13 protein-coding genes are annotated in these 16,057 nt (G+C 68.9%); 3 read left to right on the top strand and 10 right to left on the bottom strand.

Annotated elements, in window-relative coordinates; genetic code table 11:
- Positions 1–17 precede the first annotated feature (17 nt).
- The 4 genes from P3102_RS31605 to hppD form a co-directional block, all read right to left on the bottom strand.
- Entirely contained in the window at positions 18–4,649 is a 4,632-nt protein-coding gene (locus tag P3102_RS31605; protein WP_276364157.1) for a hypothetical protein, read from the bottom strand.
- Complete coding sequence (locus P3102_RS31600; protein WP_276364156.1) at positions 4,649–4,963, bottom strand: type VII secretion target; 315 nt, start codon at positions 4,961–4,963, stop codon at positions 4,649–4,651. The genes P3102_RS31605 and P3102_RS31600 overlap by 1 nt, the downstream gene beginning before the upstream one ends.
- 32 nt (positions 4,964–4,995) lie before the next feature.
- Positions 4,996–5,550, bottom strand: a complete 555-nt coding sequence (locus tag P3102_RS31595) for a YbaB/EbfC family nucleoid-associated protein (RefSeq protein WP_276364155.1) — start codon at positions 5,548–5,550, stop codon at positions 4,996–4,998.
- 293 nt (positions 5,551–5,843) lie between these two features.
- Positions 5,844–7,043: a 4-hydroxyphenylpyruvate dioxygenase gene (hppD, locus tag P3102_RS31590; protein ID WP_276364154.1), complete on the bottom strand. Its 1,200-nt coding sequence runs from the start codon at positions 7,041–7,043 to the stop codon at positions 5,844–5,846.
- Positions 7,044–7,165: 122 nt separating this feature from the next.
- Here hppD and P3102_RS31585 point away from each other — a divergent pair, with 122 nt between their 5' ends.
- A complete protein-coding gene (locus tag P3102_RS31585; protein WP_276364152.1) occupies positions 7,166–7,639 on the top strand; it encodes an Lrp/AsnC family transcriptional regulator in 474 nt (157 codons plus the stop codon).
- Here P3102_RS31585 and P3102_RS31580 read toward each other — a convergent pair.
- The 3 genes from P3102_RS31580 to P3102_RS31570 all read right to left on the bottom strand — a co-directional run bounded on the left by P3102_RS31580 (position 7,636) and on the right by P3102_RS31570 (position 9,676).
- Positions 7,636–8,439 carry an MBL fold metallo-hydrolase gene (locus P3102_RS31580; RefSeq protein ID WP_276364151.1) on the bottom strand — a complete coding sequence of 268 codons (804 nt, stop codon included), beginning with the start codon at positions 8,437–8,439 and terminating at the stop codon, positions 7,636–7,638. The two genes, P3102_RS31585 and P3102_RS31580, sit on opposite strands and share 4 nt — an antisense overlap.
- An 81-nt stretch (positions 8,440–8,520) precedes the next feature.
- Complete coding sequence (gene greA / locus P3102_RS31575; protein ID WP_016337198.1) at positions 8,521–9,021, bottom strand: transcription elongation factor GreA; 501 nt, start codon at positions 9,019–9,021, stop codon at positions 8,521–8,523.
- 199 nt (positions 9,022–9,220) lie between these two features.
- Positions 9,221–9,676 (bottom strand): DUF4307 domain-containing protein, encoded by a 456-nt coding sequence (locus P3102_RS31570; RefSeq protein WP_276364145.1) that lies wholly within the window; start codon positions 9,674–9,676, stop codon positions 9,221–9,223.
- A 145-nt stretch (positions 9,677–9,821) separates the two neighbouring features.
- On the opposite strand from P3102_RS31570, the gene mca reads away from it, so the two are divergent.
- Entirely contained in the window at positions 9,822–10,715 is an 894-nt protein-coding gene (mca, locus tag P3102_RS31565) for a mycothiol conjugate amidase Mca (protein WP_276364144.1), read from the top strand.
- A gap of 35 nt (positions 10,716–10,750) precedes the next feature.
- Positions 10,751–11,131 (top strand): hypothetical protein, encoded by a 381-nt coding sequence (locus P3102_RS31560; RefSeq protein WP_276364142.1) that lies wholly within the window; start codon positions 10,751–10,753, stop codon positions 11,129–11,131.
- Between the two features lie 75 nt (positions 11,132–11,206).
- On the opposite strand, the gene P3102_RS31555 is transcribed toward P3102_RS31560, so the two are convergent.
- From P3102_RS31555 to P3102_RS31545, 3 genes are all read right to left on the bottom strand, one after another.
- On the bottom strand, positions 11,207–11,992 hold the full coding sequence (locus P3102_RS31555) for a transposase family protein (RefSeq protein WP_276364141.1): 786 nt from the start codon (positions 11,990–11,992) through the stop codon (positions 11,207–11,209).
- 133 nt (positions 11,993–12,125) lie between these two features.
- A complete protein-coding gene (locus P3102_RS31550) occupies positions 12,126–14,618 on the bottom strand; it encodes a polynucleotide kinase-phosphatase (RefSeq protein WP_276364139.1) in 2,493 nt (830 codons plus the stop codon).
- Positions 14,615–16,021 (bottom strand): 3' terminal RNA ribose 2'-O-methyltransferase Hen1, encoded by a 1,407-nt coding sequence (locus P3102_RS31545; protein WP_276364138.1) that lies wholly within the window; start codon positions 16,019–16,021, stop codon positions 14,615–14,617. Before P3102_RS31545 ends, P3102_RS31550 begins: the two co-directional genes overlap by 4 nt.
- Positions 16,022–16,057 lie beyond the last annotated feature (36 nt).

Here is a 16,057-nt window from a genome sequence, read left to right as displayed (position 1 = left end):
TGGTGCCACCGCGGTCATCACGGCCTCGCCGGAGGATTGTTGGGGAAGCTGCGCATGTGGACGTTGCTGTTGCCGAACTCGTCGACCTCGATCCAGCGTACTTGGATCGTGTGCGGCACCTGGCTGCCGTCCCGCATCGGGAAGACTTCCATTCCTTCGATCTTCCGCTTCCCGCCGCCTTTCTCGAGGAAGCTGGCGAGGTCGCTTTCGAAGGCGTGCCAGTGATCCGGCCCCGCGATTTTCCGGCCCTGATTCTGTGGCCGCCATTGGGCCATCATGTTCAGCAGCTCACCGGGACTGTCGAACTGCTTGCCGAAGAGGTGGCCGCCGTCGTACTTGCCCGGCGTTCCCTTGGCCTGCTTGTTCGACGCTTCCTGTGCCGAAGAGTCCCGGTTCGGCGCCGCGCCGTCTTCCTGCAGTTCCAGGTCGTTGGCACGGCCGCGCACGGTGTCCACCTTGCCGCCGTCGAACTCGGGACCGGTGTGGTAGACGAACTTCCCGCCGTCGATGTGGTAGACCATGTTCGGCGCCGGGTTGTTGAGGTCGGGACTCGCCGGCCGGTAGGTCTCGACGACGACGTTGCCGTGCTCGTCGGTCCAGTAGATCGACCGCGTGTGGTCCTCACGGCCGGGGTTCCGGTACTCGCTGGTGACGACGTACTTCTTGTTCGGCTCGAGGATCGGGTTGCCGTCCGCGTCCTTCGGGCGGCTGTCGAGGAACGACTTGCCCCTGTCGAGGCGGACGTCCTCCCGTTCGTTCCCGCGGAATCGCTCCGGATCCTTTGCCCCGTGCGGTACTTCGGCGTCGGGGTCGATCCGCTGGCGGACGAGGGGGTCGCCTTCGCCGACGCCGTACTTGTTGTTCGCTTCGATGTCGTGATGCTTGCGCATCATCCGGCCGGACTCGAGGTCCGCCCAGCGGACGTGTCCCTGGGCGTCGGTGTAGAAGGTGCCGCGGTGCACCCCCGCCGAGTCGGTCACCTCGTAACGGGTGTGCGGCGCGTAGGGACCACCGCTCGCGAACGACGCCTTGGGGTCCGGCGCGAGGGCGTCGCCGCGGCCGACCGTGACCGGGTCGCCCTCGAAGTCCGGCCGGTGGAACACCACCGACGGATGCGGGGTTCCGTCCGCGTCGGTCGAGAACGTCTGGTGCCGTCCTTCGACCTCCACCCGGTACGTCGTGTTCGGGTGCGGGGTCGCGACGTCGGGGTTCGGGTGATAGTCCGGGTTCGGCTTGTAGACGACGTTGCCGTTGGGGTCCTCCACCTTGACGCGCGGCTGCTGGTTCGGGTGGTGGGTGTCGATGTGGGTGACCCGCCCCGTGCCGTCCGTGTGGTAGACGCCGCGCCGGTTCCCGGCGTCGTCGAAGACCTCGTACGCCTGGTTCCGTCCCAGTTTCTGCTCGCCGGGGAACCGCTCGCCGCGGGCGGGCGGGCGGAGGTCGGTGTCGGGGTCCGGCCCGCCGATCCGCGAGGGGGTGGCGCCCGGTGTGGTCGGCGGATCGAAATCGGTCTGGTGCTGCGGGTTGCGGTGGACGTTCTGCTGACGGTCGCCGTCGAGCAGTTCGCCTTCCTGCCGCACCGACCGCGGGTTCCGGTCACGGGGGAGGTCGCTGTCCGCGCTGGGGGGAGGGTCCTGGCGCTGGGGGGCCCTGTCGGGGTCCGCGCCCGGTGGCGGCTGGTCGCGACGGGACGAGGTGTCGTCGTCGCCGTCACCGCGGCTGCGGGCGCTGTCGGCGTCCACGCCTTGCTTGTCCGTGTGCGAGGTGTCCGGAGTGAAGCCGTCGTCGCTCGCCCGGCGGGTGGTGCCGTCGGGGCGGTGGACGTCCCATTCGCCGTTCGGCGGGATCCGGGGCCGGGTGCGGCCGTCGGGGCCGATCTCGTAGTCGGACGAGAAGACGCGCCCGTTCGAGTCCGTCCACGCCGGCCTGCTCGGCGCCATCACCTCGGTGTCGAGTTCGCGCGACAGGCGGCGCGCGAAGTCGTTCGAGCCGGCGTCGCAGCCGATCAGCCGGATCGGGCGGCCGTCGTAATCCCCGTTGCGCCGCAGGATGTCCGCGAATTCTTCCGGCGTGTAGGTGCGGTTGCCGATGCGGGCGTGACCGTCCGGGGTGACGTGCACGTCGACGGTGTAGCGGCCGTCCGGATCCGGTCGGACCCGGTGCGGCAGGTCGCCCATGTCCGAGTCACCGCGGTGGTACGAGCTACCCGCGGGGGTGTTCTCCGCATGCCGCTGGTTGACCTCGTCCGGTGTCGGCGGACGATCCGGCTCGCCGTCGGGGCCGCGGTCGCGCGGCGTGCCGCCGGGGTGGCCGTTCGGGTCCTGGCGGGGGCCGTGCCCGTCCGGTGAATGCGGCGGCCCGGAGTGGGCACCGGGGCCGCGGCCGCCCGGTCCGGTGGTGCCGGAGCCGGTGCCGCCGGGCCGGTGGCCGGGGCCGTGCGTTCCCGGTGTGCCGGTGTGCGGCTGGACGCCGGGGCCGAAGTCGGTGCCACGGGCGACGGGCTGCGGCTGGTCCGGCCGTCCGCCGGGACCGCGGCCGGGGTTGGTGTCGGGAGTACGCGGGGTGTGTGCGTCCGGGGTGCGCGGCGAACCGGGCGTACCCGTCCAGCCGCCCCCCTGCGGCCTGCCGCCGGGCGAACCCGGGCTGCCGCCGGGAGTGCCACCCGGTGTCCCTTGGGGCGGTATCCCGCCTGCCATCGGCTGACCCTGCGGCGGGACACCAGGCGAACCGTCGCCACCGGTGCCGCCACGCTGCGAAGGCACGTGCGACGGGCCGGCATCGCCGAGACGTGGTGCCGTCGGTGCGGTGCCGCTTGTCGTCGTGCCGCTGTCGGTCGGCCGGGTGGGGCTGCCACCGTCACCGGGGCTGCTACCGCCGTGCTGGCCGGGCGACGGATCCGAACGGGGCGTGGGTGAGCCGCCGCCGTCACCGCCGTGCGTGCGGGGCGAGCCGCCGCCGTCGCCGGTGTGACTGGGGGAGCCGCCGCTGTCCGGTGTGTGGTTGGGGGAGCCGCCGCTGTCGGTGCGGGTGTGCGGAGTGGCGTCGGGTGTGTGACTCGGAGAGCCGCCGGTGTCCGTGCGGGTGTGGGGCGCGGGAGAGCCACTGTCGGTGCGGGTGTAGGGAGCGTCGGGTGGGTGGCTGGGCGAACCGCCGGTGTCGGTGCGGGTGTGGGGCGTGGAGGAGCCACTGTCCGGTGTGTGGTTGGGCGAGCCGCCGCTGTCGGTACGGGTGTGCGGAGCGTCGGGTGGGTGGCTGGGAGAGCCGCCGGTGTCGGTGCGGGTGTGGGGCGTGGAGGAGCCACTGTCCGGTGTGTGGTTGGGCGAACCGCCGGTGTCCGCGCGGTTCGGGCTCGGCGAGCCGGTGTCCGGCGTGCGGTTCGGAGTGGCGGAATCGCCGGGAGACCCGTTGGCGGAGCGGGCGGCGTTGGGGGATCCGCCGTCCGGCGTGCCGCCGGAATTTCCGTCCGAAGTGGACGGTCCGTCGCCATCGCCCGCGCGGTCGGGAGAGCCGCCGTCCGAGCGGGGTGAGCCGCCACCATCCCTTGTGGACGGTGAGCCGCCGCCGTCACCGGCTCGCGTGGTGTTCGACGGACCGTCGCCGCCGGAATCACCGGAGCGATCGGAATCACTCGAAGAACCCGAGTCTCCGTCGGAGTGGTTCGAACCAGTGGAACCGTCGCCCGAACCGGGGGAGCCGTCTCCGGAGCCGCTGCCGGAACCGTCGCCGTCCGGGCCGTCACCGGAGCCGGTGCCGCCACCGGATCCACCGGACCCGCCGCCGCTGCCGCCGCGCTGGACGAAGCCGCCCGGCTTGATGTTCTTGGTGTTGAGCACGTCCAGGCCGGTGACCTTGCCCGCGATCTTGCCGAAGATCTTGATGATCTTTTCGAAGACGTCGACCAGCTTGCCCAGCAGCGGCGAGACCCGCCGCATCGCGTCACAGAGTTCCTTGAGCTTGTCGGCGATCTTCGCGGCCCACTTGGCGATCGCGGTGACGGCCTGCGCGACCACGATGGGCGTGCCGAAACCTAGGGAGAACACGGTCTCCATGACCCACGCGATGAGCTTGCCGACCGCGTCCGCGATGAGCTGGCGGATGAATTCGCGGACGAACGCGACGATCTCGCCGAAGATCATCACCACGGTGCTGATCGCGCCGGCGACGGTCGCCGCGCCGCTGATCGCCTCGGCCTGCTCCGCGGCCTGCTTGCGGTACTGGTCGGCCGCGTCACCGGTCCAGCCAGAAGTCCCGTTCTTGACCGCGTTCGAGAACTCGACCTGGGTGTCTTCCAGCTTCTTGGCGACGTTGCCCCAGGTCTCCGAGTACGACTGGATGACCGGCGGATCACCCGCCACGGCGTCCAGCATGTCCTTCAGCGGCTGCATGTGTTCCATCAGGAACGAAGCCACCGACGACATCAGGTAGCCGAACGGGTCGATCGCGGCGCTGGCCATCTCGCCCGCGAGACTCAGGACACCGAGACCGCCGCCGATCCAGTCACCGTTCGAGATGCCGTTGAAGGCGTCCATGGCCGACTCGGCGACACCGATGCCCGCCGCGTAGCCGTACTCGCTGTTCCCGGCGGTCAGCGGCCCGGGACCGTCGCCATCCGTCGGTGCCTTCGCGACGAGCGGGTTTCCCTCGGGCATCAGTCAGGCACCTGTGCGTTCTTGAACTCGGCGGCGAAGTTCTCGTCCTGCGTCTGGTAGGCGTTGGAGGCGGACCGCACGTTGTTCGCCACCGTCGTCGCGGCCTCGACGGCCTTGGTCAGCGCGTTGATGCCGAACTCCTCGACCGGGTCGAGCATCATCCGGAACGGCTGGCAGATGATCCCGTACGCGTCCGTCGGCATGCTCACCTGCTGCGCGGCGTCGACCGCCGTGCGCAGTCCGTCGGCGATGCCGTCGATCTGCTTGGCGTGCGCGTCGAGGTCGGCGCCGAGCTCGTAACCCTTGCCTGCCATGGCTTCTCCCCTCTACCAGGCCGGATGAACGTCTAAGAAAGGATGTTGCCGCCGAATTCGTCGTCATCGTCGTCCTGCGTGCGGCGGCGGCGCGGGATCGGCTTCGGCTGAGGTGGACTCTGGGGCGAATTCGCCTGGGAGGCGGGCGGAGGCTCTTCCTCTTCCGGGCCGAAGCGGTGGTGCCGGTCGGGCTCGGGCGGGGCGACGTCCTCCTCCGGAGGAGCCTCCGGGAAGGTGCTCTGCGCCTCCGCGATCACCCGGCTCGCGGTCTCGTCGGTGGTGCCGACGGTTTCGGCCATCGCCGCCTGCAGCAGTTCCGGGATGCGTGACTGCGCGAGCTGGACCAGGCGCATGACCTGCGACGAGACCTCCGCCATGCGTTTGCCGCTCGCGGCTTCGGCGATGACGAGGTTCGTGAGCAGGCCCTTCGAGTCGATCGTGACCTCGATGGTGTTGTCCTTCGACCGCTCCGTCACGGTCTGGCCCTGCACGCGGGCGGCCATCGCCTGATAGCGCGCGGCGGTCTCCTGGATCTGCTTGGTCCAGTCGTCCACCATTCGTTCGCTGGCGTCGACGTTGTCCGGCATCGGGACCCTTCCCAAAGCTGCGTGCTGACGTCTTCACACTGACGGTCCGAAAACGCCACCGGTTCCGATGAGCGCGAAGTTTCGTCGAACAGCCTAGTGCTCGTCCGGTGTACCACTCCCGGACGACGAAGTCGGCCCCGCAACGCAGCGAAAGGGCCCCTCACCACACGAAGTGCGATGAAGAGCCCTTTCACGCCTTGCGAACTGCCGGGGTCAGAGGTTGCCTCGGCGCTGCGCCGATGGCGCCTCGCCGTTAAAGATTGCCTCGGCGCTGCGCCGATGGCGCCTCGCCGTTAAAGATTGCCTCGGCGCTCTTGCTCACGCTCGATGGCTTCGAACAGGGCCTTGAAGTTGCCCTTGCCGAAACCGAGCGAACCATGCCGCTCGATGAGCTCGTAGAACACCGTCGGGCGGTCGCCGATCGGCTTGGTGAAGATCTGCAGCAGGTAGCCGTCCTCGTCGCGGTCGACCAGGATCCGGTGCTCCTTCAGCTTCTCGATCGGCACCCGGACCTCGCCGATCCGGGCGCGCAGCTCCGGGTCGTCGTAGTAGGAGTCCGGCGTGTCGAGGAACTCGACGCCCGCCGCGCGCATCGCCTTCACCGTCGTGATGATGTCGTTGGTGGCCAGCGCGATGTGCTGGCAGCCCGCGCCGCCGTAGAACTCGAGGTACTCGTCGATCTGCGACTTCTTCTTCGCGATCGCCGGCTCGTTGAGCGGGAACTTGACGCGGTGGTTGCCGTTGGAGACCACCTTGCTCATCAGCGCCGAGTATTCGGTCGCGATGTCGTCGCCGACGAACTCCGCCATGTTCACGAAGCCCATGACGCGGTGGTACCAGTCGACCCAGTAGTCCATCTTGCCGAGTTCGACGTTGCCCACGCAGTGGTCGACGGCCTGGAACAGGCGCTTCGGCGCGCCTTCGGGGCGGACGACGCTGCTCTCGCGCGGCTCGTAACCGGGCAGGTACACGCCGGTGTACCGCGCCCGGTCGATCAGCGTGTGGCGGGTCTCGCCGTAGGTCGCGATCGCGGCGATGCGCACGGTGCCGTGCTCGTCGGAGACGTCGTGCGGCTCCTCGAGGACGGTGGCGCCCTGCGAGCGGGCGTGCTCGATGCACCGGTCGACGTCGGCGACCTCGAGCGCGAGGTCGATCACGCCGTCGCCGTGGCGGCGGTGGTGGTCGAGCAACGGGGAGTCGGGCTTGACGCCTCCGGTGATCACGAAGCGCGCCGAGCCGGACTTCAGCACGAACGACTTGCGCTCGAAGTTCCCGGTCTCGGGGCCGGAGTACGCGACGAGCCGCATGCCGAACGCGACCTGGTAGAACCACGCGGTCTGCGTGGCGTTGCCCGCGATGAACACCACCGCGTCCATCGACTTCACCGGGAAGGGGTCGGTCGAAGAGTCGTGGTCGACGAGGCCGACGAGCTGACGCAGCTGGTCGTAGCTCACGTCGTCAAGAGCACCCTGGGGTTCCACTGTGTGCGTCATGCCATGAAGGATCCGAGCGCGTGACAAAATGCGCAATGGTCAAAGATTTTGCTGTGCACTCTGACCAGTGATGGCCGGGTTGGCGCGGTCACAGTGGACAACCTGTGTAGGAGGTAGGCCCGATGCCGGAAGCACTCGACGCGCTGGACGCGCGGCTGCTGCTGTTGCTCACCGATTCACCCCGGCTCGGGGTGCTCGAATGCGCCCGCCGCCTCGGCGTCGCGCGAGGCACGGTGCAGGCGCGGCTGGACCGGCTGACCGAACGCGGGATCCTCGGCGGGTTCCCGCCCGAACTCGATCTCGCGGCGATGGGATACGGCCTGACCGCCTTCGCCGTCCTGGAGATCGCGCAGGGGCGCCGGGCCGAGGTCGCGGAGGCACTGTCCGCGATCGACGAGGTGTGCGAGGTCCACGCGACGACCGGTCAGGGCGACCTCTTCGTGCGGATGGTGGCGCGCGACAACGACGACCTGCAGCGGGTGGTGGACGAGGTGGTCGGCGCGCCGTACGTGCGGCGGACCTCGACGTCGATCGCGTTGTCGACGCCGGTTCCGCCGCGCGTACGGCCACTGCTGGAACGGCTGGCGCGAAGCTAGCCGACCTGGCGGAGGTACCGCTTCGCCGACCGCTGGACCGCTTCGTGCCCGTCGGTGCGGATGATCGCGTCCCACCAGGCGCCGTAGATCGCCTCGAACTCGTACGGGTCGAGCATCTCGGCGGCGCGGCGGACGACTTCCGGGCGTTCCGGGATCAGGTTCGGGTAGCTGTACATCATGCCGACGAAGCGCCGGTCCGGGACGACCTGCAGGATGTCGCCCGAGAGCAGCGCCCCGCGGCCGTTTTCGCCACCCGGCCAGTGCAGTACGGTCCCGCCCTCGAAGTGCACGCCGAGGTTGATCAGCCGCAGGTCGCGGGCGACGTCGAGGGTCGCACCGCTCCACAGCTTGATCGCCGGATCCGGCCTGCCGATCCACTGCCGGTCGCCTTCGTGCAGGTACACGGGCACGTCGAAGGCGTGGGCCCACTCGACCATCGTGGTGTAGTAGTGCGGATGGCTGATCGCGATGCCGGTGATCCCGCCGAGGTCACGCACCTTGGCGACCAGGTCGTCGTCGATGTAGCCCGCGCAGTCCCACAGGAAATTGCCGGACTCGGCCTTGACCAGCAGCGCCCGCTCGCCGATGGCGAAGCCGGGGGTGGACCCGACTCCGACGAGGCCGGGTCCCTGCTCCTCGACACGCGCTCGGTACGTTCCGCTCGCGCGGACGGTGTTCAGATCGGTCCACCGCTGGCCGGCCTGCGGGACGTACTGACGTTCGTCTTCGCAGATCGGGCAGTCGGACCGGGTTTCCGCGTACTGCATGCCGCAGGCGACGCAGATCGGCAGCTCGCTCATCGTTTCCCTCCAGATTTCTCCGGAAGTCACGCTAACGGCTCATATGCGCGCCCGGCCATGTCGGGCCGGGCGCGCGGAGTCTCATTTGCCGGTGTAGGGCACGGCCTTGACGAGGGTCACCTTCTGGATGCTGCCGTTGGGCAGTTCGTACTCGCGGGTCTCGCCCTCTTTGGCGCCGAGCAGCGCCTTGCCGAGGGGGGATTCCGGCGAGTAGACGTCCAGGTCGCCCTCGGTGCCCTCTTCACGGGTCGCCAACAGGAAGTTCTCGTCCTCGTCGTCACCGTCGTAACGCACGGTGAGAACCTTGCCCGGTCCCGCGCTGCCGTCGTTGGCGGGCGGCTCGCCCACCTTGGCCGAACGCAGAAGCTCCTGGAGGTGGCGGATGCGGGCCTCGTGCTGGCCCTGCTCTTCGCGGGCGGCGTGGTAACCGCCGTTCTCCTTGAGGTCGCCCTCTTCCCGGCTGTCGTTGATCTTCGCAGCGATGACCGGGCGGAGCTCGATGTAGTGGTCGAGTTCCTGCTTGAGCCTGTCGTAGGCATCCTGGGTCAGCCAGGTCACCTTTGTGTCGCTCACGGTCACCATCTCCTAGTAGGGCCTGCCAGGCTTGGGTGTACAAACCGGCCACCAGGCCGGCATGGCTCGTCGGCCTGGCTGAGATAAAGGAAAAACACGGCCCGTCTTGGGCCGTGCCGGTAGATCAGAGTAACACGGCGCGAGGCATCGCCGCCGGTCGAATTCGGTCGCGCCTCGGCGTTGGGCGCGCGTTTCACCCCGTTGGCCGCTATGGCCTTGACAGGTACCGTGGTACGTCGTATGAGCATCCGAAGATATCAGCCGTGACCGGCTTTCCGATGCTCTTGATGGTGGTGGTCACCCTGCTGTTCTTCGAACCGGGCTGAATCAGGACCTCTTTGCGGCCGCTCTCGGCCCCGGTCTTGTCGCGGACCCGGACGACGCACACGCCGGGACGGTTGACGTCGTCCCTGGTCACGTTGATGGTGATCTCCATCGCGTCGCCCGGTTTCTCTTCGAACAGGACACGTTCGCCCTCGATGGGCGCGCTGCCGAAGTTCGTGTACGCGACATAGGCGATACCACCGCTGACCAGTAGGGCGATCACCACGAACACCAGGCGCCGCCAGTGAGTGGGCTTCGCGGCTCGGGGTTTGCCGTACCGGCCTTCGGGCACGTCCATCCGGGTGCTTTCCGCGGTGGGAGCGTCCTGTCCCGTGCTCAACCCGGGCCTCCCGGTCGGTGTCGTCGTGCTCGCAGGGACAATGGGGTCGTATGCGAGTGGTTCCCCTCGAGTATCCGCGCCCGGCCGGGCGAGCCGTCAGGCAGGGTCGCAGGGGAATAGGGAACGAGAAGGGGACGTTCGGAGCATGGTGTCAGCCAACGAACCGCCGCAGTCACGCCTCCGCCTGATGGCGGTGCACGCGCATCCCGACGACGAGTCGAGCAAGGGTGCCGCCACCATGGCCAGGTACGCCGCCGAAGGGCACGAGGTCATGGTCGTGACCTGCACCGGCGGCGAAGCGGGCAGTGTGCTGAACCCGGCCATGGACCGGCCTGAAGTAGTGGCCAACATGACCGAGATCCGCCGTGAGGAAATGGCCCGCGCGGCCAAGATCCTCGGGGTGAGCCACGCCTGGCTCGGCTTCATCGACTCGGGCCTGCCGGAGGGCGACCCGCTGCCTCCGGTCCCGGAAGGCTCGTTCGCGGTCATCCCGCTCGAAGAGTCCACCGGTGCCCTGGTGAAGGTCATCCGAGAGTTCCGTCCGCACGTGATCGTGACCTATGACGAGAACGGCGGGTACCCGCACCCCGACCACATCCGCACGCACGAGATCTCGGTCGCGGCCTTCGACGCCGCCGGCGAGGCGGAGCGCTACCCGGACGCGGGCGAGCCGTGGCAGCCGATGAAGCTCTACTACGTGCACGGGTTCTCGCGCGCCAGGATGACCGTGTTCCACGACGCCCTGCTCGCACGCGGCCTGGAGTCGCCGTACGAGGAGTGGCTCAAGTCGTGGGATCCGGAGAAGGCCGACGTCATGGAGCGGGTGACCACCCGCGTCGAATGCGGCGACTACTTCGAGCAGCGTGACGACGCGCTGAAGGCGCACGCCACCCAGATCGACCCGAACAGCCGCTGGTTCGCCGTCCCGCGTGAGCTGCAGCGCGAGGTCTGGCCGACCGAGGAGTACGAGCTGGTCCGCTCACTGGTGGACAGCACCCTGCCGGAGGACGATCTGTTCGCCGGTTTGAAGGAGGGCTAGATGCACGCCGACGTAATCCTTCCCGCGGAGGCGCGATGAGCGCGGTCGTGGTGCCGGCGTTCGCCGTCGTCCCGGTGACGGCGACGTCGCAGTTCCTGGCACAACAGCCCGGCAACGGCGACAACGGTGGCCAAGGTGAGGACTTCGGCAAGTCGTCGCCGGTGGGGTTTCTGATCCTGATCCTGTTCTTGATCGCCGTCGCGCTGCTGGTGCGGTCGATGACCAAGCACCTGAAGCGGCTTCCGGAGAGCTTCGACGAGCCGGCCGCCGTCGCGGAGGCTCCTGCCGAGGAGGCTCCTGTCGAGGAGGCTCGCGAGGCTTCGAAGGCTTCCGAGGCTTCGAAGGCTTCAAAGGCTTTGAAGGTCGACGCCGAGCCGGTCGCGAAGACGGAGAAGCCGGCCGCCAGATCCGACTAAAGCGCTGCAATGAAGGGACCTTTCCTCGCAAAATTTGCGAGGAAAGGTCCCTTCATTGAGCCTTTTCCATCTTGGTTAGCTGAGGCTGTGTTCGAGGGTGAGGATGGCTTTGGCTAGTGCGGTGACGCGGTGGGTGCTGGTGCGGACGCGGGTGAGTACTCGCCAGTTTTTGAGGGTGGCGAACCCGCGTTCGCCTCGGCCGCGTACGGCCGCCAGTGTTGTGTTGGCCTGTGTGTAGGCAGGTCCGAGTGGGCGTTTGGGCTGGTGGGCGGTTCGGTGGTTCTTGTACGGAGTGATCACCCCGTAGGCGACGTTGTCGTAGCCGCTGTCGGCCAGCAGCCGGATCCCGGACTGGTCGGCCAGGTCGCAGATGCGGTGGTGGCGGGCGGCGGTGGTGTCGTTGGTCGCGCCGGGTAGTCCGTCGGAGATCCACAGCAGCCGGCCGTAGGGGTCGGTGAGGGCTTGCAGGTTGATGCCGTGGTGGCGGTGTTTGCCGGAGTAGTAGGGCTTGTTCGCGGCGATGCGGTCGGTGCGGATGACGGTGCCGTCGAGGATGGCGTAGTTGTTGTGGCTCCAGGCGAGCTGCCACAACGCGGCGGTCAGGGACGGGGCGCGCTGGGCGAGCAGGTCGATGGTTTCGCGCAGATAGCGGCACACAGTGGCCACGCCGATACGGAATCCGGCGGCCAGGCGGGCGTAGGTGTCGCCGTTACGCAAGTGGGCCAGCACGAGCAGGGCCTGGCGCTGGCAGGACAGCCGGCGCCAGCGCGACCTGATCGCGCGCCGGTGTTGCTGGATGATCCGGGTCAACCCGGCCAGTGTCTGGCTGGACAACGTGATCGCCGAGGGGTAAGACAACACAGCGAAGCTCCTGGCAGTGCATGGTTCTTGGTCGTTCCACGCATCTACCAGGAGCTTCGCCATACCCAGCCCACCAACACACCCCACCAACCCAAACCAAGTTGGAAAAGGCTCATTGCACGTCCGAAGCGCGTCAAAGGCGCGGGTCGACCGGATCCGACTCCAGTGCCAGCACGGCGAACACGCACTCGTGCACCCGCCACAACGGTTCCGCGCGCGCCAGCCGCTCCAGCGCCTCCAGCCCCAGCGCGTACTCGCGCAACGCCAGCGCCCGCTTCCGGTTGAGACCCCGCTTGCGCAGGCGCGAGAGGTTCTCCGGCAGTGTGTAGTCCGGCCCGTAGATGATCCGCAGGTACTCCCGCCCGCGCACCTTCACTCCCGGTTGCACCAGCCCCCGTGCGCCGCGGGTGAGGTTCGCCGCCGGTTTGATGACCATGCCCTCGCCGCCCGCGCCGGTCAGCTCCAGCCACCACTCGACGCCGCGCGCCACCGATGCCGGGTCGGTGGTGTCGACGGAAAGGGTCCGCGTACGCGTGAACAGGTCGCCGGTGAGCCGGTCCAGCACCGCGAGGTGCCAGGCGTGCGGCCGGTCGTGGTACGCGTGTCCTTCCGAAGCCAGCACCTGGAACGGCGCGAGCCGGACGCCGTCGAGGCCGTCGGTCGGCCAGCAGTAGCGCCGGTACGCCTGCCGATAAGCGTCCACAGTGGACTCGCGGGTCCGGGTTCGTTCCAGCAGTTCCGCCACGTCGACGCCGCGAGCCGCGGCGGCGTCCAGTGAAGCGACGGCGGCGGGCAGCACGGACTGGGCAGCCGCGCCCACGGCCGCGTATTGTCCCGAGATCAGCGAGTCCGCTTTCGCGCTCCACGGCAGCAGTTCCGTGTCGAGCAGCAGCCAGCCGGTGTCCAGTTCCTCGAACAGTCCCGCAGCCGCTTCCCGCACGCCGGTGAGCAGCCGCGCGTTCTGCTCCGGGGTGAAGAACGGCCGTCCGGTACGGGTGTACACCGCACCCGGCCCCTGGATCCCGAACCGCGCGGGAGCCACGTCGTCGTCACGGCACACGAGCACGACGGCGCGTGAGCCCATGTGCTTCTCTTCACACACGACGTGATCGACACCCGCCGCGCGGAACTCGGCGAAGGCCTCCTCGGGGTGTTCGAGGTAGTCGTCCATGGCGGACGTCGAACACGGTGCCATCGTCGGCGGCAGGTACGGCAGCCAGCGCGGGTCGACGGCGAAGCGGCTCATCACCTCGAGCGCCGCCGCCGACTGTTCGGCGGACACCCCGACCCGGCCGTGGTGCCGCGTTTCGACGATCCGTTTCCCGGTGACGTCGCCCAGTTCCAGTACCGCGGGTTCGCGTCCGCCCAGCGGCCGCGCGGGTTCGAGCGGACGTGCCGGCTCGTACCAGACCTTCTTCGCCTTCACCGACACGACTTCCCGCTCCGGGTAGCGCAGAGCGGTCAGCTTGCCGCCGAAGACACAGCCCGTGTCGAGACACATCGTCCCGTTGATCCACTCCGGCTCCAGCGTCGGCGTGTGTCCATAGAGGACCATCGCCCGGCCGCGGTAGTCGCGCGCCCACGGCAGTCGCACCGGCAGGCCGTACTCGTCGGTCTCGCCGGTGGTGTCGCCGTAGAGCGCGGTGCTCCGCACCCGGCCGGACGCGCGCCCGTGGAACTTCTCGGGCAGGCCTGCGTGCGCGACGACGAGCTTGCCGCCGTCGAGGACGTAGTGCGCGATGAGCCCTTCGCAGAAGGCGTGTGCTTTCGCGCGGAATTCGTCATCCTGTGCGGAAAGCTGCTCCAGTGACTCCGCGAGTCCGTGCGTCGTCCTGACCTTGCGCCCGTCGAGCGCGCGGACCAGTTTCTGTTCGTGGTTCCCGCAGACGACCAGCGCGCTGCCCGCCTCGGCCATCGCCATCACACGGCGCAGTACCCCGGGTGTGTCGGGGCCGCGGTCGACGAGGTCGCCGACGAAGACCGCGGTGCGGCCGTCGGGATGCACGCCGTCGACGTAGCCCAGTTCGGTGAGCAGTTCCTCCAGTTCCTCGCGGCAGCCGTGGACGTCACCGATCACGTCGAACGGCCCGGTCAGCTCCCGCCGGTCGTTGCGCAGCGGCTCGACGACGATCTCCGCTTCGGCGATCTCGGCCTCGCTCCGCAGCACGTGCACGCGACGGAATCCCTCGCGCTCCAGCGACTTCAACGAGCGGTGCAGCTCGCCGCGCTGACGCCGGACGACGTGCTCACCGAAGTCACGGTCGGGCCGGGACTCGTTGCGTTCCTGGCAGATCTTCACCGGCAGGTCGAGCACGATGGCCGTCGGCAGGACGTCGTACTCCCTGGCCAGCTTCACCAGGCTCGCCCGGGAAGCGCGCTGGACGTTCGTCGCGTCGATCACCGTGATCCGGCCTGCTTCGAGCCGCTTCGCCGCGACGTAGTGGAGCACGTCGAAAGCGGCGGCTGACGCGCTCTGATCGTTCTCGTCGTCGGCCACCAGGCCGCGGAAGTAGTCGCTGGACAGGATCTGTGTCGGCGCGAAACGCGTCCGCGCGAAGGTCGACTTGCCGGAGCCGGAGGCCCCGACGAGCACGACGAGGGACATGTCGGGAATGGTCAATTTCATGCCACGGCCTCCTTTCGAGACGTGAAGACCGCCATTTGGGTCGGCGGTCCTGATTCTGGGGACTCCTGCCCCACCGGAAGGAGCCGGACCTCGTAACCGTGCCGCGTCGCGACCCCCTCGGCCCAGGAGCGGAACTGCTCGCGGGTCCATTCGAAACGGTGGTCGGCGTGGCGGAACCGGCCCTCTTCGAGGAACTCGAAGTGCCGGTTGTACTCGGCGTTCGGCGTCGTGATGAGCACGGTCCGCGGCGCGGCGACGCCGAACACGGCGTGCTCCAGCGCGGGCAGGCGTTCCTCGTCGACGTGCTCGATCACCTCCATCAGCACGGCGGCGTCGTAGCCGGCCAGCGACGGGTCCGCGTAGGTCAGCGCGGACTGCTTCAGGGTGATCCGCGTCCCGCTCGAGGCACTCTTTCCCGCCGAGAGCGCATCGGACTGATTTTTCAGCCGTTTGCCGGCGATGTCGAGCGCGTTCGCGGACACGTCGACACCGACGATCTCGGTGAACGACGGCTCCTTCTGAAGCACGCGCAGCAGCGCCCCGGCGCCGCAGCCGAGGTCGAGCACCCGCCGCGCGCCCGCCGCCCGCAGGGCCGCGAGCACGCTCCCGTGCCGTTGGACGGCCAGTGGTTCTGGCCGGTCCGGCAGCTCGGTGACCCGCGCTTCGGCCTCGGCGGGCACGTCGTCCGCTTCCGCCAGCCGGGTGAGCGCGTACGAAACGATCGGACGACGGCGTTCGAGGTACCGGTTGGTGATCAGTTCCCGTTCCGGATGCCCCGCGAGCCACCCTTCGCCTGAGCGCAGCAACTTGTCGGCCTCGTCCTGGCCGATCCAGTAGTGCTTGTCCCCGTCGAGAGCCGGCAACAGGACGTACAGGTGCCGCAACGCGTCGACGACACGCTGGGTCCCGGTCAGCCGGAGATCGACATAGCGGGAAGCGCCCCACCGCGGGAATTCGGGGTCGAGTGGGATGGGGCAGGCGTCGACCTGCCAGCCGAGCGGTTCGAACAGCTTGTGGACGACCTCCGCGCCGCCCCGCGCGGTCAGCGAAGGCACGCGGATCTCCAGCGGGAACGCCTCGTCGACCAGTTCCGGCCGGTTCGCGCAGCGCCCGGCCAGCGCCGTGGTGAAGACCGCCCGCAGCGCCACTGCCAGATAGGAGCCGCCCGCGTACGGCCGGTCGTTGACGTACTGGGTCGACGACGTCCCGCCGCCGCGCACGAGGTCGACCGGATCGATCTCGACCAGCAGCGCCGCCGTGCAGCGCTCCTGGGCCGCCTCGGGGTAGAAGACGTGCGCCTTCCCGGCCGAAAGCGGGAAGGACTGTGCCTTCTCCGGATGCTTGTGCAGGAGAAAGCCGAGATCGGTGGCGGGGTTCCGGGTGGTGGTCATGGTCAGGAGCACCGGATGAGTGTCGCGCAGACGGCCGTTCTGCGCGCC

The sequence above is a fragment of the Amycolatopsis sp. QT-25 genome, from assembly GCF_029369745.1.
In the GTDB taxonomy this organism is placed as follows: domain Bacteria; phylum Actinomycetota; class Actinomycetes; order Mycobacteriales; family Pseudonocardiaceae; genus Amycolatopsis.
The sequence above is the reverse complement of the archived record's forward strand: the minus strand, read 5'-3'. Positions and strand labels throughout refer to the sequence as shown.